This is a genomic window from Serratia sp. JSRIV001 (genome assembly GCF_019968745.1).
Lineage (GTDB): Bacteria > Pseudomonadota > Gammaproteobacteria > Enterobacterales > Enterobacteriaceae > Chania > Chania fonticola_B.
This window is the reverse complement of the sequence record NZ_CP074147.1, coordinates 4,389,681-4,407,717: the sequence shown is the minus strand read 5'-3', so window position 1 is coordinate 4,407,717 and position 18,037 is coordinate 4,389,681. Positions and strand designations below refer to the sequence as shown.

20 protein-coding genes and 1 other RNA gene are annotated in these 18,037 nt (G+C 53.8%); 11 read left to right on the top strand and 10 right to left on the bottom strand.

What is annotated here, in order from left to right:
- Positions 1 to 48 precede the first annotated feature (48 nt).
- From KGP17_RS20435 to smpB, 3 genes are all read right to left on the bottom strand, one after another.
- Complete coding sequence (locus KGP17_RS20435) at positions 49 to 1,242, bottom strand: integrase domain-containing protein (RefSeq protein WP_223498226.1); 1,194 nt, start codon at positions 1,240 to 1,242, stop codon at positions 49 to 51.
- A 194-nt stretch (positions 1,243 to 1,436) separates the two neighbouring features.
- Positions 1,437 to 1,800: a transfer-messenger RNA gene (gene ssrA, locus KGP17_RS20430) on the bottom strand.
- Between the two features lie 48 nt (positions 1,801 to 1,848).
- A complete protein-coding gene (smpB, locus tag KGP17_RS20425; protein WP_021178921.1) occupies positions 1,849 to 2,331 on the bottom strand; it encodes an SsrA-binding protein SmpB in 483 nt (160 codons plus the stop codon).
- 161 nt (positions 2,332 to 2,492) lie between these two features.
- Between smpB and KGP17_RS20420 the strand changes: the two genes are divergently transcribed.
- The gene (locus KGP17_RS20420; RefSeq protein ID WP_021178920.1) at positions 2,493 to 2,927 is read left to right on the top strand and encodes a type II toxin-antitoxin system RatA family toxin; all 435 of its coding nucleotides are present in this window, start codon (positions 2,493 to 2,495) and stop codon (positions 2,925 to 2,927) included.
- Complete coding sequence (locus KGP17_RS20415) at positions 2,920 to 3,204, top strand: RnfH family protein (RefSeq protein WP_115160311.1); 285 nt, start codon at positions 2,920 to 2,922, stop codon at positions 3,202 to 3,204. The genes KGP17_RS20420 and KGP17_RS20415 overlap by 8 nt, the downstream gene beginning before the upstream one ends.
- 113 nt (positions 3,205 to 3,317) lie before the next feature.
- Here KGP17_RS20415 and bamE read toward each other — a convergent pair whose 3' ends face one another.
- The 3 genes from bamE to nadK form a co-directional block, all read right to left on the bottom strand.
- Positions 3,318 to 3,656, bottom strand: a complete 339-nt coding sequence (gene bamE / locus KGP17_RS20410) for an outer membrane protein assembly factor BamE (protein ID WP_021178918.1) — start codon at positions 3,654 to 3,656, stop codon at positions 3,318 to 3,320.
- 103 nt (positions 3,657 to 3,759) lie between these two features.
- Positions 3,760 to 5,421 (bottom strand): DNA repair protein RecN, encoded by a 1,662-nt coding sequence (gene recN, locus KGP17_RS20405; protein ID WP_059201559.1) that lies wholly within the window; start codon positions 5,419 to 5,421, stop codon positions 3,760 to 3,762.
- Positions 5,422 to 5,507: 86 nt separating this feature from the next.
- A complete protein-coding gene (gene nadK, locus KGP17_RS20400) occupies positions 5,508 to 6,386 on the bottom strand; it encodes an NAD(+) kinase (RefSeq protein WP_021178916.1) in 879 nt (292 codons plus the stop codon).
- A gap of 124 nt (positions 6,387 to 6,510) precedes the next feature.
- On the opposite strand from nadK, the gene grpE reads away from it, so the two are divergent.
- Positions 6,511 to 7,086, top strand: coding sequence for a nucleotide exchange factor GrpE (gene grpE / locus KGP17_RS20395; RefSeq protein WP_021178915.1), 576 nt, complete (start codon positions 6,511 to 6,513; stop codon positions 7,084 to 7,086).
- A gap of 52 nt (positions 7,087 to 7,138) precedes the next feature.
- On the opposite strand, the gene ung is transcribed toward grpE, so the two are convergent.
- Complete coding sequence (gene ung / locus KGP17_RS20390; RefSeq protein ID WP_021178914.1) at positions 7,139 to 7,822, bottom strand: uracil-DNA glycosylase; 684 nt, start codon at positions 7,820 to 7,822, stop codon at positions 7,139 to 7,141.
- A 348-nt stretch (positions 7,823 to 8,170) separates the two neighbouring features.
- On the opposite strand from ung, the gene grcA reads away from it, so the two are divergent.
- From grcA to KGP17_RS20375, 3 genes are all read left to right on the top strand, one after another.
- On the top strand, positions 8,171 to 8,554 hold the full coding sequence (gene grcA, locus KGP17_RS20385) for an autonomous glycyl radical cofactor GrcA (RefSeq protein WP_021178913.1): 384 nt from the start codon (positions 8,171 to 8,173) through the stop codon (positions 8,552 to 8,554).
- Between the two features lie 188 nt (positions 8,555 to 8,742).
- Entirely contained in the window at positions 8,743 to 9,693 is a 951-nt protein-coding gene (locus KGP17_RS20380; protein WP_371822211.1) for a phospholipase, read from the top strand.
- A complete protein-coding gene (locus tag KGP17_RS20375) occupies positions 9,686 to 10,441 on the top strand; it encodes an ankyrin repeat domain-containing protein (RefSeq protein WP_223498224.1) in 756 nt (251 codons plus the stop codon). The genes KGP17_RS20380 and KGP17_RS20375 overlap by 8 nt, the downstream gene beginning before the upstream one ends.
- Positions 10,442 to 10,492: 51 nt before the next feature.
- On the opposite strand, the gene srmB is transcribed toward KGP17_RS20375, so the two are convergent.
- Positions 10,493 to 11,809, bottom strand: a complete 1,317-nt coding sequence (gene srmB / locus KGP17_RS20370) for an ATP-dependent RNA helicase SrmB (protein WP_021178910.1) — start codon at positions 11,807 to 11,809, stop codon at positions 10,493 to 10,495.
- An 87-nt stretch (positions 11,810 to 11,896) separates the two neighbouring features.
- Between srmB and KGP17_RS20365 the strand changes: the two genes are divergently transcribed.
- On the top strand, positions 11,897 to 12,676 hold the full coding sequence (locus KGP17_RS20365) for a tRNA1(Val) (adenine(37)-N6)-methyltransferase (RefSeq protein WP_223498223.1): 780 nt from the start codon (positions 11,897 to 11,899) through the stop codon (positions 12,674 to 12,676).
- 4 nt (positions 12,677 to 12,680) lie between these two features.
- Here KGP17_RS20365 and nadB read toward each other — a convergent pair whose 3' ends face one another.
- Positions 12,681 to 14,282, bottom strand: coding sequence for an L-aspartate oxidase (gene nadB, locus KGP17_RS20360; protein WP_223498222.1), 1,602 nt, complete (start codon positions 14,280 to 14,282; stop codon positions 12,681 to 12,683).
- 213 nt (positions 14,283 to 14,495) lie between these two features.
- On the opposite strand from nadB, the gene rpoE reads away from it, so the two are divergent.
- From rpoE to rseC, 4 genes are read left to right on the top strand one after another with little or no spacing between them, the layout of a single operon-like run.
- Positions 14,496 to 15,071, top strand: a complete 576-nt coding sequence (gene rpoE, locus KGP17_RS20355) for an RNA polymerase sigma factor RpoE (RefSeq protein WP_012146382.1) — start codon at positions 14,496 to 14,498, stop codon at positions 15,069 to 15,071.
- A 30-nt stretch (positions 15,072 to 15,101) separates the two neighbouring features.
- Positions 15,102 to 15,755 carry an anti-sigma-E factor RseA gene (gene rseA, locus KGP17_RS20350; protein WP_065686636.1) on the top strand — a complete coding sequence of 218 codons (654 nt, stop codon included), beginning with the start codon at positions 15,102 to 15,104 and terminating at the stop codon, positions 15,753 to 15,755.
- Positions 15,755 to 16,714 (top strand): sigma-E factor regulatory protein RseB, encoded by a 960-nt coding sequence (gene rseB / locus KGP17_RS20345; RefSeq protein WP_223498221.1) that lies wholly within the window; start codon positions 15,755 to 15,757, stop codon positions 16,712 to 16,714. The genes rseA and rseB overlap by 1 nt, the downstream gene beginning before the upstream one ends.
- Positions 16,711 to 17,187: a SoxR-reducing system protein RseC gene (gene rseC / locus KGP17_RS20340; RefSeq protein ID WP_021807684.1), complete on the top strand. Its 477-nt coding sequence runs from the start codon at positions 16,711 to 16,713 to the stop codon at positions 17,185 to 17,187. Before rseB ends, rseC begins: the two co-directional genes overlap by 4 nt.
- Here the strand turns inward: rseC and KGP17_RS20335 are convergent.
- Positions 17,184 to 18,008: a hypothetical protein gene (locus KGP17_RS20335; protein ID WP_166733181.1), complete on the bottom strand. Its 825-nt coding sequence runs from the start codon at positions 18,006 to 18,008 to the stop codon at positions 17,184 to 17,186. The genes rseC and KGP17_RS20335 overlap by 4 nt on opposite strands.
- Positions 18,009 to 18,037: the final 29 nt, after the last annotated feature.

Below are 18,037 nucleotides of genomic sequence, written 5' to 3'. Positions count from 1 at the left end.
TAACAGGTTATCGGTTTTTGTAAGTGTACTAATAAAAGTACTGCCACCCTACTTTAGAATATAAACTTCATTTCCCCACCAAGTCATTAACTCTTTACGCTGCTCAACATATGTAGATCGATTGTATGCCCGTCTTACTTCATTTTTATCACTATGGGCTAATGCAGCTTCAATAACATCAGCATTAAACCCGGCTTCGTTCATAGCCGTGCTAGCAATAGACCGTAAACCATGTGCGACCAATTTTCCACCATAACCTATGCGTTTTAGTGCTGCGTTCGCAGTCTGGCTGTTCATTGGCTTACGTGGGTCATTACGGCTAGGGAATACATGGTCACGCCTACCGCTGATAGGGTGCATGATTTCAAGTATTTCTAATGCCTGGTCTGAGAGCGGAACGATATGATCACGCTTTGCCTTCATCCGCTCTGCTGGAATGCACCATTCCCTTTTTTCAATATCGATCTCGGCCCAGGCGGTTGCCGAGGCTTCTGCAGGGCGTATCAGCGTAAGCAATTGCCATTCCAGCAAACAGCGAGTTGGTATCGATAGATTACTCATCGAGATAGTGCGCATCAGCTTAGGCAGCTCTTCGGGGCGTATCGTTGGCATATGCTGCTTTTTAGGGCGTTCAAACGCATTACCAATACCTGAGGCAGGGTTAGCCTCAATCAAGCCGGTGTTGACGGCGTAAATCATGATTTCGTTGATGCGCTGTACCAGACGGCGAACTGTCTCCAAAGCTCCACGTGCTTTGATAGGCTCCAGAACCTGGATTAGCAAACGGGCCTTAATTTCCTGAACAGGGACATTCTCCAGGGAAGGCAAAATATCTTTCTCGATGGAGCGCCAGATATCTTTCGCGTGATCCGCGCTCACGTGGGCTTGCTTCAATGCAAACCACTGCTTTGCCACGTTAAGGAAAATGCTTTCCTGCGCAATCTGCTTCTGTTCGGTTTCTTCGGCATCTTTGGCTTGAGGGTCGATACCCCGAACCAGTAGCGAAAGCTTTTCATCGCGGATCTGTCGGGCATCGGCTAACGAGAGAGCAGGGTAGGCACCTAGGCTCACGTTGGTTCGCTTGTCAGTACCTGGGCGTTGGTAGCGTAACCGCCACAGCTTTTTGCCGCTGGCCTTGACCAGGAGGAACAGACCGTCGCCATCGTGTAGCGTGTAGTCTTTGTCTTGAGGCTTGGCTTTGAGGATTTCATTGTGGGACAGGGGGCGTGTTAGGCGCGCCATAACTAGCTTTCTTCCATAATTGGTACACGATTATTGGTACACATTATAGCGTGTACCTAAACGTGTACCAATTATCTCTGGATTCAGCCGGATATCCTCGGACTACTACAGACACAAAAAAGCCCGCAAACCTAGGTGGGATGCGGGCTTTCCGTACTTCTCCGGACTTATCTGGTAATACCCGGATCATTATTTGGTGGAGCTGGGGGGATTTGAACCCCCGTCCGAAATTACTACACCGTCGGCACTACATGCTTAGTCCAATCTTTACATTCGCCGGTCAGCTGCGGATGGACACGCCACTAACAAACTAGCCTGATTAGATTTAGCACTTCAGCCCCAGGCAGGACTTCCATGCGATCTCTTTTGGGTTTGACCTCTCTTTATCCCCGTCTTAAGAGCGGAAGCTAGGGAGAGAGGGCTCTAAGCAGGGTATTAAGCTGCTAGTGCGTAGTTTTCGTCGTTTGCGACTATTTTTTTGCGGCTTTTTACGAGGCAAACCGCCCCTCGGCATGCTCCTAGGGCTTCGCAAATCCCGTCGAATCCAGAATCAGCCCCAAGTACTTTGTGCAGTATAACAGAAGATTACCCTGTTAAGCCAGCGGCTTAACGATTGGCATGCTTCATGATACGGGCTTTCGCCGTCTGCCACTCACGATCTTTGATGTCATCGCGCTTATCGTGTTCTTTCTTACCTTTGGCTACGCCAATCTTCACCTTGCTCCAGGCATTTTTCCAATACATGGAGAGAGCGACGACGGTATAACCATCGCGGGTAACGCGGCCGATCAGTGAGTCTAGCTCACGTTTTTTCAGCAGGAGTTTACGGGAACGTGTTGGATCGCATACCACATGAGTTGAAGCGACGTTCAGCGGCGAAATGGTGGCGCCAAACAGATAGGCTTCACCGTCGCGGAACATCACATAACTGTCGCTGATGTTAGCTTTGCCAGCACGCAGTGATTTTACTTCCCAACCTTGCAGGGCCAAACCCGCCTCGATCTCCTCTTCGATGGAGTATTCGAAACGTGCTCGCTTGTTTTGTGCAATGGTCGCGGAACCGGGTTTGTATGCTTTTTTCTTTGTCATAGTGCGCTCATTATACTGGATGACGCAGCGAAAGAAATCCTTTCCCACTCAGCACCTGCGCAATTTCTCGCATTTTGGATCCGTGCCGCGCGTAGCAGATTTTTTGTTTGGCGCCAGATAAATGGTATTATCTGTACGTTTTTTGCCTCTCAGGAAATGATATGCCCCAGATCAGTCGTTCTGCCTTAGTGCCGTTTAGCGCTGAGCAGATGTATCAGTTGGTTAACGATGTTCATTCTTATCCCGATTTTCTGCCAGGATGCACCGGCAGCCGGGTGATTGCCGCTTCCCCTAATGAAATGACCGCCGCGGTAGAGGTGGCAAAAGCCGGCATCAGCAAAACCTTTACCACGCGCAATACGCTGCTGGATAACCAAAGCATCAATATGCAACTGGTCGATGGCCCGTTCCGCAAGCTGATGGGCGGCTGGCAGTTCACCGCGTTAAGCCCCGAGGCGTGCAAGGTAGAGCTGCACCTGGATTTTGAGTTCACCAACAAACTGATCGAGCTGGCCTTCGGTAAAGTGTTTAAAGAACTGGCCGGTAGCATGGTGCAAGCGTTCACTCAGCGCGCCAAAGAGGTCTACAGTGTCTGAGATACGCGTTGAGGTGGTCTATGCGTTGCCAGAACGCCAGTATGTGCGCCAGGTTAAGTTGGCCGCAGGCAGCTGCGTTGAGCAGGCCATTCTGGCTTCTGGGCTGTTAGAGCTACGTAGCGATATCGATTTGGCCAGCAACAAGGTGGGTATTTACAGCCGACCAGCCAAGCTGAGCGATGTGCTCAATGATGGTGACAGGGTAGAGATTTACCGGCCATTGATTGCCGATCCGAAAGAACTGCGCCGTCAGCGGGCGGAAAAGGCAAAAAAATAAGGCGCTGAATGCGCCTTATCTTCATCAGAACGTTGTCTTCCGAGTTGCAGCCTGCGACTGTCATGAAGGATTTCACTCTTCCCCCATGGGCCGGATGACAGCTCCGGCTCGGCTTACTCGGTCAGTGCCGGTTTATTCTGCAGATCCGTCAACACGCCTGCGCTGTCGAACGTCAACGTCAGCGTTTGCTGCGTGATCTTCTCATGGCCTGGCTCTTGGCGGAACACGTAGAACCACGTCTGGGTACCAAACGGATCCTGCATCATTGGCGTGCCCAATGTGTAAGCAACCTGTTGTTGCGTCATTCCCTTGTGGATTTTTGCCACGTCGGTTGGTGTCAGGTAGTTACCCTGGTTGATATCAGGCCGGTAAACCACCTTCTCAAAAGTAGAACAGCCTGCGGTCAGCATCACAAGAACCACAGCGGCAGCTGTCAGCATTTTACAGCGCATAATAATCACATTCCTTTAGGGCATAGGATGCCGATGATAATAGACCTTGCAGCAGTTGGGAACCTTTACAGGGCCTCATTATGACCTCAGGAAAGTAAAAAAGTTATGCGGCCAGCAATTCTTTTGCGTTTGCCAGCGTATTTTTAGTGACTTCACTGCCGCCGAGCAGGCGCGCCAGCTCTTGCAGACGGGCACGTTTGTCCAAGGGGGACATCTGGGTTTCGGTTTCCGTGCCGTCGGTTTGCTTGCTGACAAATAAATGCTGATGACCGCAACCGGCGACCTGTGGCAGGTGGGTCACGCACATAACCTGGGTTGATTCACCCAACTGACGCAGCAGGCGGCCAACAATGGCGGCCGTTGGGCCACTGATGCCTACGTCTACCTCATCGAAGATCAGCGCCGGAGTTTCCATTTTACGGGCGGTAATGACCTGGATGGCTAACGCGATACGGGAAAGCTCACCGCCGGAGGCGACTTTTGCCAGCGGTTGCAGCGGTTGCCCCGGGTTGGTGGAGACGCAGAACTCAACGCGGCTGGCCCCCTCGCTGCTTAGGTATTCCGGTTCAAAGCGGACGTCGATATTAAATTTGCCGTGCGGCATCGAGAGCGCATTCATGCTTTCGGTGATCAGGGTAGTTAACTCGGCTGCATAGTGCTGCCGCTTCTGGTGCAACTGCTCAGCCAGCGCCAGCGCCTGTTGATGATGCAGGTTGACCGCTTCGCTCAGGTGTTGCTGATCGCTGGCCTGTTGGGAAAGCAGCTGTTGCTCATCCAGCAGTTGTTGATGCAGGCCGGGTAATTCTTCCGGTGAAACATGGTGCTTTCGTGCCAGGCTGATTTGGCGCGACAGGCGCTGTTCCAGCTCATGCAGGCGGTTGGGATCGAGATCCATGCGGTCTGCGTAATGGCGCAGTTCATCGCTGGCTTCGCTGATTTGGATCGAGGCTTCTTCCAGCATGTCCAGCAGGCCGCTTAGCTTCTCATCCATACCGATCAGGTCCATCAGCAGGTGCTTGGTGGTGTAGAGCTGGCTGAGCATGTTGTGTTGCTCGTCATCGGCCAGCAGTTGCAGGGCCTGCTGGCTGAGGGTCAGCAACTGGCCGCTGTTGGCCAGGCGCTTGTATTCGCTGTCGATCTGCTCAAACTCACCGGCCTGTGGGGCGAATTCGTTCAGCTCTTTCAACTGGTATTGCAGAAGTTGCTTGCGGGCATCGCGCTCGAGAGATTGCTGCTGATGGTGCGCCAGTTCGCGGCAGCTTTGATGCCATTGGTGGTAAGCCTGGTGCATGGCGGCCTGCAAGGCCGGTTCGCCGGCATAGGCATCCAGCAACTGTTTTTGGTGTTCGGGTTTTAGCAGCAACTGGTGAGCATGCTGGCCGTGGATCTGGATCAGGCGCTGGCCTAGCTCCCGTAATTGGGAAAGGGGAACCGCGGTGCCGTTGATAAAGCCACGGGAGCGGCCATCTGTTCCGATCACGCGGCGCAGCAGGCACTCGTTGCTGTCATCCAGCTGGTTTTGTTCCAGCCATTCGCGGGCGGATGGGGTATCTGCCAGTGAGAAGCGGGCACAGATATCGGCACGGGAGGCCCCCAGACGTACCACGTTGCCGTCGGCGCGGTTGCCGAGGCACAGGCCTAACGCATCAATAGCAATCGACTTACCGGCACCGGTTTCACCGGTGATTGCCGTCATACCCGCTTGAAAGTCGATCTCCAACTCACGAACGATAGCAAAATTGCTGATGGTTAATTGCGCCAACATAGGGACCTTCCTGTGTATAAACACATAACTGTGATTTCATACAGTATAAACTGGTTTTATATACAGTAAAGCCATTGGCGCCATTTTTAGAATAATTTTTTTGACCAGCCCAATTTGGTGCTCAACGTATTGAAATAGCTGTAGTCCTTGGGATGGATCAGGTTTAAGTGGAAATCGCTGCGGCGGATCAGTACCTCTTCGCCTTCCTGGATGGGCAGGGCGATCTGGCTGTCGCAGCTGATTTCCAGATCGCTGCCGATATGGGAAAACTTCAGGCGAATGGTGCTGTCACCGTTGATCACCAGCGGCCGGGCGGAAAGCGTGTGCGGGAACATTGGCACCAGCGCGATGGCTTCCAGCGACGGAGTCAGAATGGGCCCGCCTGCGGAAAGCGAGTAGGCGGTGGAACCGGTTGGCGTGGCGATGATCAGGCCATCGGAACGCTGCGAGAAGGCGAAGCGATCGTCAATATAGACTTCGAACTCGATCATGTGCGCCACCTTGCCAGGGTGTAGCACCACTTCGTTAATCGCGGTGCTGACGCGGCATTGCTGGTGCTCTTTATGGACGATGGTTTCCAGCAGGAAGCGCTTCTCGTCGATATATTCCCCTTCCAGCACGTCCGCCAACTGCTGGAGTGCGTTGTCCGGATCGAGATCGGTCAGGAAGCCGAGATTGCCACGGTTTACCCCGATCACCTTGATGTCATAACGCGCCAATACGCGCGCTGCGCCCAGCATGTTACCGTCACCACCCACCACGACGGCCAGATCGGCCCGTTGACCAATCTCCGCCAGGCTGCCGGTATCTACGTCTTTCATACCCAAATCGTGGGCAATCTGGCGTTCAAGGATCACCTTGTAGCCACGGGCAACCAACCATTCGAACAGCATTTCATGAGTAGCCAATGCGGAAGGGTGACGCGGGTGCCCAACAATGCCAATAGATGCAAATTTTTTCTTCATCGCTGCCATTTTCCTCACCAGGGACGGTTTATGCCCCACATTGTGACCGGTTGACTTGAAACCCCGGTTTTGATCCCCATAATAAGCCAAGTTGCGAGATTAATGCTAAAACGCGGAGATATTCATGAGTAGTAAAGAACAGAAGACGCCAAACGAGCAAGCCTCGGAAGAAATGGAACAGCAAGCACAGCACGAGGAAGCCATGGCGGCAGGCGCCGATCTGCGCGATGATCGCATTGCCGAGTTGGAAGCCCAACTGGCTGAAGCTCAGCAACGCGAGCGTGACAGTGTGCTGCGTGCCAAGGCCGAAATGGAAAACGTTCGCCGCCGTAGCGAGCTGGATGTCGAGAAGGCTCACAAATTCGCGCTGGAAAAATTCTCCGGTGATTTGCTGCCGGTGATCGACAACCTGGAGCGTGCGCTGGAGCTGGCGGACAAGAACAACCCTGAACTGGTCGCGATGATCGAAGGGATTGAACTGACGCTGAAGTCACTGCTGGACGCGGTACGCAAGTACGGCATCGAAGTGGTAGGCGAGCTCAACGTGCCATTCAACCCAGACGTTCACCAGGCGATGAGCCTGATGGAATCAGCCGACCATCAGCCGAACCATGTGATGATGGTGATGCAGAAAGGCTATACGCTGAATGGCCGTCTGCTGCGCCCTGCGATGGTTGCGGTATCCAAAGCCAAGTCTTAATAAGACCCGCTGAGGATAAAGGCACCTTCGTGGTGCCTTTTTTGTGGCCGGATCATTCCTGCGGCAGGTGCGGCACCCAGTCAATCGGTGCCAGGCCTTGTTGTTCCAGTAACTGATTGGTTTGCGAAAAGTGGTGGCAACCCAGGAAACCGCGATGGGCAGAAAGCGGGGAGGGGTGCGGCGCTTTCAACACATGATGGCGCTGGCGATCGATAAAGCTCCCTTTCTTTTGTGCGTGTGACCCCCACAGCAGGAACACGACACCCTCGCGATTTTCGTTTAGTGCGGCAATGACTTTGTCGGTAAAGGTTTCCCAGCCCAGATTGGCGTGAGAATGCGCGCGGCCACCTTCAACGGTTAATACGGTATTGAGCAGCAGTACGCCTTGCTCGGCCCAGCTTTGCAGGCAGCCGTGTGTCGGGCGTTCAAAGCCGGGGATATCCGTCACCAGCTCTTTGTACATATTGACCAGTGAAGGCGGTGCAGGGATGCCTGGGCGCACGGAAAACGACAGGCCATGGGCCTGGTTCGGGCCGTGATAGGGATCTTGCCCCAGGATCACCACTTTGACGTCCGCCAACTCGGTAAAGCGGAAAGCGTTAAACACGTCTTTCTGCGGTGGATAAATGGTCTTACCAGCCTGGCGTTCATTAGCTACAAAGGCGAGTGTATCGAGAAAGTAGGGCTGCTCTTTCTCTTTGCCGATGACGTCGTGCCAGGTGAGGGAGGTAGACATAAGCACTCTCCTTTGTTTTTGTTAGCAATTCATGGTGCATAGCTTACCGTTAACCTCCGCTCGGCGAAACCCGCTTTTTCCATGGGTATGGTGAGCGAGATATACAAATATTTTTGAAAATTTACAAAAATAATTTTAACGAGCGAACCGGTAAAATTGATATAAAACATAAATTTGCCTCTGTCGCTGATTTCAGTACCCCGTAAAAATTGATTTTAGTCAAAGAATTGACCCGGTTTGACTGGTATACAGAACAACAAGACAACATTGGTTTTACCAAATGGCCGGAAACCACAACCGAGTTTTCGGCGACGTAGAAATTTTTCGCCCTATTACGGAGGCAACAAAATGATTACTGGTATTCAAATCACTAAAGCGAACAATCAAGCACTGGTGAACTCTTTCTGGCTGCTGGATGAAGAGAAATCAGAAGCGCGCTGTGTCTGTGCCAAAGCGGATTACGCGGAAGATCAGATCGTGCCTGTTAGCGAACTGGGCCAGATCGAGTACCGCGAAGTGCCGATGGAAATGCAACCTACCGTGCGCGTAGAAGGTGGTCAGCATCTGAACGTGAACGTGCTGCGCCGTGAAACGCTGGAAGATGCCGTTAAGAACCCAGAAAAATACCCGCAGCTGACCATTCGTGTTTCTGGTTATGCGGTGCGTTTCAACTCACTGACGCCAGAACAGCAACGTGACGTTATCGCACGTACCTTTACCGAAAGCCTGTAATTTTCGGCTAGGTAGACAAAAGGGAGCTTCGGCTCCCTTTTTTAATGCCTTCACGGCAGAAAACAGATTTTGATCACATTAGCTGCAAAAAATAATCATTCCCATTACAGAACTCGTAGGACTCGCCGATAGCTAAATCAGTTCCATTTGGGGCTGTCTATGGATAAGGAGTCTTTATGAGTTTGCCTTTGAGTTTCATCTCGACGTTGACGCCCATTACCGCGGTATCTGCTGCGGCACCTCCGGCTCAAGACGCAATAAAACCAGTCCACACCGACGAGCCGCAGGTGACAAAAGTTGCTGTGTCGCCCCCCTCTGAAAATAGTCGTAATGCACAAAACCTGTTGGATTCACTGACTCGCGACCTCTCTGCTGCGGTACCTTTGGTCCCAAAGCTGGAGATGTCCCGTGGGCAAGAGTCTCAGCAGGGCGATTACTCTTTGGCGCTATTGGCCAAGGATGTCTACACCCTTACGGGGCAGGGTGCAGAGGGTTTTTCGCGCATGAGTGATAACGATTTGCTGGGTTTTGGCATTGACCCCGCAAGTTTATTGGATACAGCCTCGGGGTTACAGGCGGGTATTTATTCGAATAAGCAGCACTATGTGCTGGCCTTCGCCGGTACTAATGACATGCGCGATTGGCTGAGTAATGTGCGTCAGGCTACGGGGTACGACGATGTGCAGTACAATCATGCTGTGGCGATTGCCAAGAATGCCAAAGCGGCGTTTGGTGACGGGTTAGTGATCACCGGTCATTCGTTGGGGGGAGGGTTGGCAGCAACGGCGGCGCTGGCAACGGGTTCTCTGGCAGTAACATTCAACGCCGCTGGGGTTTCCGATCATACTCTCAACCGTTTCGGTATTAATCCCGCTGCGGCAAAGCAAGATGCAGAATCTGGCGGGATCCGTCGTTACAGCGAACAATACGATATGTTGACGGGGACGCAGGAGTCGACGTCACTGCTTCCCGATGCTATCGGGCATAAAATAACCATTGCCAACAATGAGACTCTGAGCGGCACTGATGCTTGGCGGCCAAGCAAATATTTCGATCGCAGCATGACGGCACATGGCATCGATAAAGTAATCAGTTCAATGGCGGAACAGAAGCCATGGGAGATCAAGGCGAATGCCTAAAAGGTGGTGCAGAGGCTGCGGGATAGCGGCTCTCATTGTGCCCCTGTTTGGGATCGCTGGGTTATTGATGGTAGCCAAGGAGCACTACATGGAACAGCAAACTTCGCCATTTGCGGGTACCGATATCCTGTCTTTATCACAGGCGGTGGCTGAGGATGACGTTTGGCAAATTAGCCAGCAGGCAACGATTGAACGGCTTCATGTGCGGGGAGATTTGCAGATCACACTGTTGCAGTGGGCGATTCTGCAGCAGAGGCCAGGCAGTGTACAGGCGTTGATACAGGCGGGAGCAGATATTGGGCAGCCTGGTATGGAGGGCAACGGGGCATTGCATACGGCGGCGATGGTTAAGGATGCGCAATATTTACGCTTGTTATTGCAACAGGCTCCCCAGCTTAATATGCGTAATCTGGTCACTGGTGCTACGCCATTAGCCGCTGCCGTGCTGGCGGGGCGGGAGGAGCAGGTGCGTATGCTGTTGAATGCCGGGGCTGATAGTACCTTGAGTGACAGAGTAGGGGATACGCCCTTGCACCTGGCCGCAAAAATCAACGCACCTGAGTTGGCGCTGCTGCTGTTACAAACGGGGGCTGACGCAAAGGCACTAAATCAGCAAGGGAGAACGTTCCAGTATTACTTTGCCCAGACGCCAATGCATTTGCAGAATAGCGAGTTGCGTGAGCAGTACCGTCAATTGGAGATCTGGCTCAAAAGTCAGCAATTGGCTGGGCACTACACTCAGCCTTGAAAATAAAAAAACCGCCCTCAAAGTGATGGCGGTTTTTTGATGGCAGAGAGATTATTCTGCGTCTGGTTTGGCTTTTGGCTTGCGGCGCTTACCGACGTTTTTCGCGTCGCGATGGCGTACCTTCACCTTGGCCTTCTCTTTGTTCTTCAGCTTGTCTTCGATGCGCTTGGCCAGCACCTTCTTCGAAGGTTTACCGTTGCTCTTCTCGCTAGGCACCTTGGTGGATGGACGCAGTTCGTCAATCACGCGGGCTTTCAGTGGCTCATTGAGGTAACGCCCCACTTTACCCAGCAGCAGATGGTCGTGCGCTTCTACCAGCGAAATGGCGGTGCCTTTACGCCCGGCACGGCCAGTACGGCCAATGCGGTGCAGATAGGTATCGGCAGTGCGCGGCATATCGAAGTTAAACACGTGGGTGATATCCAGGATATCCAGCCCGCGCGCCGCAACGTCGGTGGCGACCAGCACGTTGACGCGGCCATCCATCATGCGTTTTACCGCTTCGTTACGCTTGGCCTGCACCATTTCCCCTTCGAGATAGCAGGTGTTGATGCCCGCTTCACGCAGCCAGGCGGCCAGCTCATGCACGCGCTCACGCTTACGTACAAAGATCACTGACTTCTGCACGTCCGGCTGTTGCAACAGATGCACCAGCAGGGCGGTTTTATGCTTCACGTCATCGGCGCGGTAATACCATTGCAGGATCTTTTTACGTTCGCGGCGGGAAGGATCGGCTTCAACCTCAACCGGATCTTTCAGAATACGCTCGGCAAACTCGCGGATAGCTTCGCCTTCCAACGTTGCGGAGAATAGCAACGTCTGGGTACGCCAGCGGGTTTCGGCCGAGATGGTCTCGATGTCTTGCGCAAAGCCCATATCGAGCATGCGGTCGGCTTCGTCTAGGATCAGCGTTTCTACCGCACGGCAGTCAAAGTTTTCTTCTTTGATGTATTGCAGCAGGCGGCCGGTGGTAGCAACCACCACGTCCTGGTTTTCGCTAAAGACTTCTGCGTGGTTCATATACGCCACGCCGCCGGTGATGGTGGCGATATCCAGCGAGGTATGCGCAGCCAATTCACGAGCCTGATCGGCCACCTGCATTGCCAGCTCACGCGTCGGGGTGAGGATCAGTACGCGCGGTGGGCCAGACTTCTTGCGTGGGAAATCCAGCAGATGTTGCAGAACCGGCAGCAAGAATGCGGCGGTTTTGCCTGTGCCGGTCGGTGCCGAACCTAATACGTCGCGCCCGTCCATGGCTGGCGGGATCGCCTCGGCCTGGATAGCGGTGGGGCGATCGTAGCCTTTATCACGCAAAGCGAGGATCAGGCGCTCATCGAGTTCGAGTTCGGAAAAATTGGTTGCTGTCATTATCTACCTCTACTTGGGGCGCCGATTATAGACGGGATGGCCGTAGGGTTCACCCTTTTTAACTTTTACCCTAAATCAGTTTGCCTTATGCTACGCCAGTTTTGTCTGCTGGTGGCCATTGTGAGTAATCAAAATAAAACAAAATCGACCCCGCGCCGCGGCGGTTTTACCTTTAAACAGTTCTTTGTCGCCCACGATCGTTGTGCGATGAAGGTAGGTACCGATGCGGTTATGCTTGGCGCCTGGGCTGCCGTGGATAACGTGCAGCGGGTGCTGGATATTGGCTGTGGCAGTGGGTTGATTGCCCTGATGTTGGCGCAGCGCACGGCTGGCGAGGCCACCATCGATGCGGTTGAGCTGGATAACGCCGCCGCCTTGCAGGCACGTGATAACGTGTTGGAATCACCTTGGCCGCAGAAGATCCAGGTGTACAGCCAGGATATCCATCATTTTGCCCAGCAGCATGCCCATTGTTACGATCTGATCGTCAGCAATCCACCGTATTTTGAGCCTTCCGTCGCCTGCCGCGATCTGGCCCGTACCAACGCCCGTTATACCGAAACGCTGACTCACGACGCTTTGCTGGATAGCGCTGAAAGGTTGATAACTGCAGAGGGCCATTTCTGCGTGGTGCTGCCTTACGAGATTGGTGAAGCTTTTGAAGTGAATGCCCACCAACGTGGCTGGCACACCGCACGACGGCTGAACATCAGCGACCGGGCCGATACGCCAAAGCACCGCTTGATGCTGGCATTAGCGCGCAAACCGGTGGCAAAAGAAGAGGCGGAGTTGGCAATAAAACTGGCGGATGGCAGCTACACCACCGATTTCCGCCAGTTGATTACCGATTTCTATCTGAACTACTGAAGCCTCAGGGTTGCAGAATGGTGGGTTTTGGCTCCGGCAACATGTCCGGGTAATCCAGCGTGTAATGCAACCCACGGCTTTCCTTGCGCTCCATCGCGCTGCGCACAATCAGTTCCGCCACCTGCACCAGATTACGTAGCTCCAGCAGATTGTTGGAGATGCGGAAGTTGGCGTAATACTCGTCGATCTCCTGCTGCAACGTATTGATGCGGCGTAGTGCTCGCTCCAGGCGTTTGGTGGTGCGCACGATCCCGACGTAGTCCCACATAAACAGCCGCAGTTCGTGCCAGTTGTGCTGGATCACCACGCGTTCATCCGAATCATCCACCCGGCTTTCATCCCACTGCGGCAACTGTTTGGCCAGCTTGATGGCAGGCAGGCGCGTCAGAATATCTTCGGCGGCGGACCAACCATAAACCAGGCATTCCAACAGCGAGTTGGATGCCATGCGGTTGGCTCCGTGCAGGCCGGTGTAGCTCACTTCACCAATCGCATACAGGCCGTCCAGATCGGTACGGCCATGCTGATCGACCATCACGCCGCCGCAGGTGTAATGCGCCGCAGGGACGATCGGGATCGGCTGTTGCGTCAGGTCAAAGCCCAGCGTCATCAGCTTTTCGTGGATCATCGGGAAGTGCTGGGTGATAAATTCCGCCGGTTTGTGGCTGATATCCAGGTACATGCAGTCTACACCCAGGCGTTTCATCTCATGGTCAATCGCACGAGCGACGATATCACGCGGAGCCAGCTCACCACGCGGATCAAAGTCTGGCATAAAGCGGCTGCCGTCTGGGCGTTTCAGATGGGCACCTTCACCGCGCAGCGCTTCGGTCAGCAGGAAGTTACGTGCCTGCGGGTGGAACAGGCAGGTTGGGTGAAACTGGTTGAATTCCAGATTGGCGACACGACAGCCAGCGCGCCAGGCCATGGCGATACCGTCGCCCGAAGAGATATCCGGATTGGTGGTATATTGATAAACCTTGGCCGCTCCGCCGGTGGCTAACACCACCGTTTTGGCACGGTAGGTTTCCACCTGCTCCCGCTCACGGTTCCAGACGTAAGCGCCCACTACGCGCTTGGTGCCCGGCAAGCCGATCTTGTTGGAGGTGATCAGGTCGACGGCGTTGCGGCGCTCCATCACGCAAATATTGGGGTGAGCACTTGCTTTCGCTACCAGGGTAGTCTCTACTTCTTTGCCGGTGGCGTCGGCGGCGTGCAGGATGCGCCGATGGCTGTGCCCGCCTTCCCGCGTCAGGTGATAGCGTTCTTCACCTTGGGAGTTGGTTTCGGTGTCGAACAGCACACCCTGATCGATCAGCCACTGTACGCAGTGGCGCGCATTGCTGGCAATAAACTCGACGGCGTCTTTGTCACACAGGCCGGCTCCGGCGATCAGCGTGTCATCAACGTGCGAGGCGATGCTGTCCGTTTCATCAAACACCGCGGCGATCCCGCCTTGGGCATAAAAGGTGGCGCCTTCATTGAGCGGACCTTTGCTGAGTACAGTAACCTTGCAATGTTGCGCCAGGCGCAACGCCAGGGAGAGGCCAGCAGCACCGCTACCGACGATCAATACATCGCTAACATGTTCAGATGATGGTTGCATAACGTATGATGTGTGCAGAAGAAGAGTGAAATTCATGTTAGCCTACTTGTCCGGGCAAAAGCCACGGACAAGGTGACATCAACAAAAAAACAATGGCGGTATGGAACTTAGCGTTCCGTATGAACTCCAAGCGAGTGCTTGCTCAGGAAAATAATGTATGGCTGGCGGTACAATTTCACGCGTGGAGATAGATTTGGGGAGAATTTACCTCGGATGAGCGAGCAGTTAACGGATCAGGTTCTGGTTGAGCGGGTCCAAAAGGGCGATCAGAAATCGTTTAACTTACTGGTAATTCGTTACCAGCATAAAGTGGCGAGTCTCGTTTCGCGCTACGTACCACAGGGCGACGTGCCGGATGTGGTGCAGGAGTCGTTTATTAAAGCTTATCGCGCACTGGAGTCGTTCCGTGGCGATAGCGCCTTTTACACCTGGTTGTATCGAATTGCTGTCAATACAGCAAAAAATTATCTGGTTGCTCAGGGCCGGCGCCCACCATCAAGCGATGTGGATGCCAATGATGCCGAAAATTACGAAAGTGCGGGTGCACTGAAAGAAATTTCGAACCCTGAGAACTTAATGTTGTCAGAAGAACTGAGACAGATAGTTTTCCGTACCATTGAGTCACTCCCAGAGGATCTTCGCATGGCGATTACCCTGCGGGAGTTGGATGGTCTAAGCTACGAAGAGATAGCCGCCATCATGGATTGCCCGGTCGGAACCGTACGTTCACGTATTTTCCGTGCTCGGGAGGCTATCGATAATAAAGTTCAACCGCTGATCCAACGTTAGCGATAGCGGACACTGGAAGGGTACCTAGGCATGCAGAAAGAAAAGCTTTCCGCTCTGATGGATGGTGAAATGCTCGACAATGAGCTGCTGAGTTCATTGAGTAAAGATCGGGCGCTTCAACAAAGCTGGCAGAGCTATCACCTAATCCGTGACACGTTACGGGGTGATATCGGGCAAGTCATGCATTTCGATATCGCAGACCGTGTTGCTGCCGCATTGGAAAAAGAGCCCGCTCGTCTGGTTCCTTCGGCAATTCCCGAATCTCAACCGCAACCTCACACCTGGGGTAAACTGCCGTTCTGGCACAAGGTTCGTCCTTGGGCTAGTCAGCTCACTCAAGTCGGCGTCGCCGCTTGTGTTTCTCTGGCAGTGATCGTGGGTGTGCAACAGTACAATCAGCCAACGGCCCAATCAGGCGCGGCTGAAGCACCAGCGTTCAATACGTTGCCAATCATGGGGCAAGCTTCCCCGGTCAGCCTGGGCGTCCCGGCAGACAGTTTCTCAACCGGCAGCGGTCAACAGCAGCAGGTGCAGGAACAGCGTAAGCGTATCAATGCCATGCTGCAGGATTATGAGCTGCAACGCCGTTTGCACTCCGATCAGCTGCAACTTGAACAAAGCAGGCCACAGCAGGCCGCCGTTCAGGTTCCTGGAACTCAGTCTTTAGGAATGCAACAGCAGTAATGAAGCAAATCTGGTTCTCCGTTTGTCTTTTAACGGGCAGCCTGCTCAATTCAACTATCGCCTCGGCGCAGGAACCTGCGTCCGGGGCGTTATTGCAACAAATGAGCAGTGCCAGCCGTTCACTCAACTATGAACTCGCCTATATCAGCATCAGCAAGCAGGGGATAGAGTCGCTACGCTATCGCCATGCGGTGATCGATAAGCAGCCCCTTGGGCAGTTGCTGCATATGGACGGCCCTCGTCGGGAAGTGCTGCAACGTGGCGGTGGGATCAGCTATTTTGAGCCTGGTCTGGAACCTTTCACGCTGTCTGGCGATCACATCGTCGACGCCTTGCCCGCCATCGTGTTTGCCGATTTTGACTATCTGGCGAAATACTACGACTTCATCTCCGTTGGCCGTACCCGCATTTCCGACCGGCCTTGTGACGTTTACCGCGTCGTGGCTCGTGACGGCTCCCGTTACAGCTATGTGGTCTGGATGGATATGGAGACCAAGCTGCCGCTACGGGTCGATTTACTCGATCGTGATGGCGAAACGCTGGAACAGTATCGGGTCATCTCGGTCGTGGTGGGCGATCAGGTGAAAAACGTCATGCAACCTTTGCTCAAGGCCAATCTGCCACCGCTGTTGACCTTACCTGCGGCTGAAGACGTTAAGCTTGCCTGGAATGCCGGTTGGTTGCCCGCGGGCGTTAACGAGGTGGCGCGTAATCGCCGCAAGTTACCGAATGTGGCGGTGCCGGTTGAATCGCGGCTTTATAGCGATGGCTTGTTCAGCTTCTCGGTTAACGTCAGCCCTTCGGGCAGCAATACCAGCCAACAGTTTTATCGTCAGGGCCGCCGCACCATCCAAACCGAAATTCGTAATGGCAATGAAATTACCGTGGTTGGGGAATTACCTCCTTCAACGGCGAAACGCATTGCCGACAGCATTACTTTCAAGGTAGCGTCGCAATGATGAAAGAGTGGGCCACGGTGATCTCGTGGCAACAGGGTGTGGCACAGCTGCGTTGTGAGCCTAAAGCCGGCTGTGGCAGCTGTACCGCACGTTCTGGCTGCGGTGCTCGCGCGTTCGACGAACTGGTGCCTGAAAGTGAACATCACCTGCAGGTGGCAATCGCCCAGCCTCTGGAACCCGGCCAGCGCGTCGAAGTCGGTATCGCCGAAGGCAGCCTGTTGCGCTCGGCGATGCTGGTCTATCTGACCCCGTTATTAGGCATGATGCTAGGCGGTGGCCTGCTGCAATGGTGGTTGGGCAGTGACGCTGCGGCGGCACTCGGTGGGATTTTAGGGGGCGGCCTCGCTTTCCTGATCGCACGCGCATTGGCAAAACGCCTCGGCGAACAGGCCAATTATCAACCCGTGGTGCTACAAATCGGTTTGCCGCCCGGTGCCTTGCGGTTGAATACTGAAACCGAATCCCCGATTTAATACGGCGGCCGCGTCATCGCCGGGTTGTTATAGGCGGGGATGCGGTTGTTGATCATATGCTCCATCAGCGCAATAAACAGATCGGCGCTGAACAGCGAGTCATAACCCAGCGAAAACAGCTCATTACCTTGTAGATCCAGCAAACGAAGGGTGCCTCGCTGCAGATTGCTTTCCAGCCGGTGGATCTTTTCGATCTGAACCTGCGCCTGGGCGATACTCAGCGTCGTAGCGCTAAGCCGTAATGTTTGAGTCGGCTTCTCTTGCCACGAACCAAGCCAGCCCCTACCGCTAATGAGATAGCCGAAGGTCAATATTTCCCCCTGATAAAGCGAATTTAATGCCAGCGGGCCGCGTTGCTGGATCTGTTGCTGGATCAGGGTTTCAATCAGCTGCCGGGAGTGAGAGATATTGCTCTTGATGCTGTACCAGAACCCCGCCTCCGAGGTGCGAAACGCCATATTGTCGTTCAGCCCGCCAAGCAGCCTGCTACCGCGAGAATGGTAGATATCGGCAATCTTTTCAAACGCAATAAACCGTTCTTTATGACTGTGGTGATCCAGCACGCGCACGCCGTGCTCATACAGGCGATAGGTCAGCATTGGCCGCAGATAATGGCGCAATGCCAACAAAGTCGTGCCTAACAGAATGGTAGCCGCGCCGGCTTGCAGTAAGGCCAGAACGTGAGGATCTTCCATGTTGCTCAATAACGGCATTAATAACAGCGCCGCACCGAGTGTGAACAGCAGAGTTACCGCTGCCAAAATGCCCCAGTTGACCTTGGAAAAATCGTGCCGGCTCAGCATTTGCCCTTTATCGATCATGATAAACCTTCCAATCAATGTTCAGAGGA

Excerpts from the sequence above, each read along its gene's own strand:
- KGP17_RS20435 (WP_223498226.1), bottom strand. The coding sequence starts at position 1,242 with ATGGCGCGCCTAACACGCCCCCTGTCCCACAATGAAATCCTCAAAGCC.
- smpB (WP_021178921.1), bottom strand. The coding sequence starts at position 2,331 with ATGACAAAGAAAAAAGCATACAAACCCGGTTCCGCGACCATTGCACAA.
- KGP17_RS20420 (WP_021178920.1), top strand. The coding sequence starts at position 2,493 with ATGCCCCAGATCAGTCGTTCTGCCTTAGTGCCGTTTAGCGCTGAGCAG.
- bamE (WP_021178918.1), bottom strand. The coding sequence starts at position 3,656 with ATGCGCTGTAAAATGCTGACAGCTGCCGCTGTGGTTCTTGTGATGCTG.
- recN (WP_059201559.1), bottom strand. The coding sequence starts at position 5,421 with ATGTTGGCGCAATTAACCATCAGCAATTTTGCTATCGTTCGTGAGTTG.
- nadK (WP_021178916.1), bottom strand. The coding sequence starts at position 6,386 with ATGAAGAAAAAATTTGCATCTATTGGCATTGTTGGGCACCCGCGTCAC.
- grpE (WP_021178915.1), top strand. The coding sequence starts at position 6,511 with ATGAGTAGTAAAGAACAGAAGACGCCAAACGAGCAAGCCTCGGAAGAA.
- ung (WP_021178914.1), bottom strand. The coding sequence starts at position 7,822 with ATGTCTACCTCCCTCACCTGGCACGACGTCATCGGCAAAGAGAAAGAG.
- grcA (WP_021178913.1), top strand. The coding sequence starts at position 8,171 with ATGATTACTGGTATTCAAATCACTAAAGCGAACAATCAAGCACTGGTG.
- KGP17_RS20375 (WP_223498224.1), top strand. The coding sequence starts at position 9,686 with ATGCCTAAAAGGTGGTGCAGAGGCTGCGGGATAGCGGCTCTCATTGTG.
- srmB (WP_021178910.1), bottom strand. The coding sequence starts at position 11,809 with ATGACAGCAACCAATTTTTCCGAACTCGAACTCGATGAGCGCCTGATC.
- KGP17_RS20365 (WP_223498223.1), top strand. The coding sequence starts at position 11,897 with ATGCTACGCCAGTTTTGTCTGCTGGTGGCCATTGTGAGTAATCAAAAT.
- nadB (WP_223498222.1), bottom strand. The coding sequence starts at position 14,282 with ATGCAACCATCATCTGAACATGTTAGCGATGTATTGATCGTCGGTAGC.
- rpoE (WP_012146382.1), top strand. The coding sequence starts at position 14,496 with ATGAGCGAGCAGTTAACGGATCAGGTTCTGGTTGAGCGGGTCCAAAAG.
- rseA (WP_065686636.1), top strand. The coding sequence starts at position 15,102 with ATGCAGAAAGAAAAGCTTTCCGCTCTGATGGATGGTGAAATGCTCGAC.
- rseB (WP_223498221.1), top strand. The coding sequence starts at position 15,755 with ATGAAGCAAATCTGGTTCTCCGTTTGTCTTTTAACGGGCAGCCTGCTC.
- rseC (WP_021807684.1), top strand. The coding sequence starts at position 16,711 with ATGATGAAAGAGTGGGCCACGGTGATCTCGTGGCAACAGGGTGTGGCA.
- KGP17_RS20335 (WP_166733181.1), bottom strand. The coding sequence starts at position 18,008 with ATGATCGATAAAGGGCAAATGCTGAGCCGGCACGATTTTTCCAAGGTC.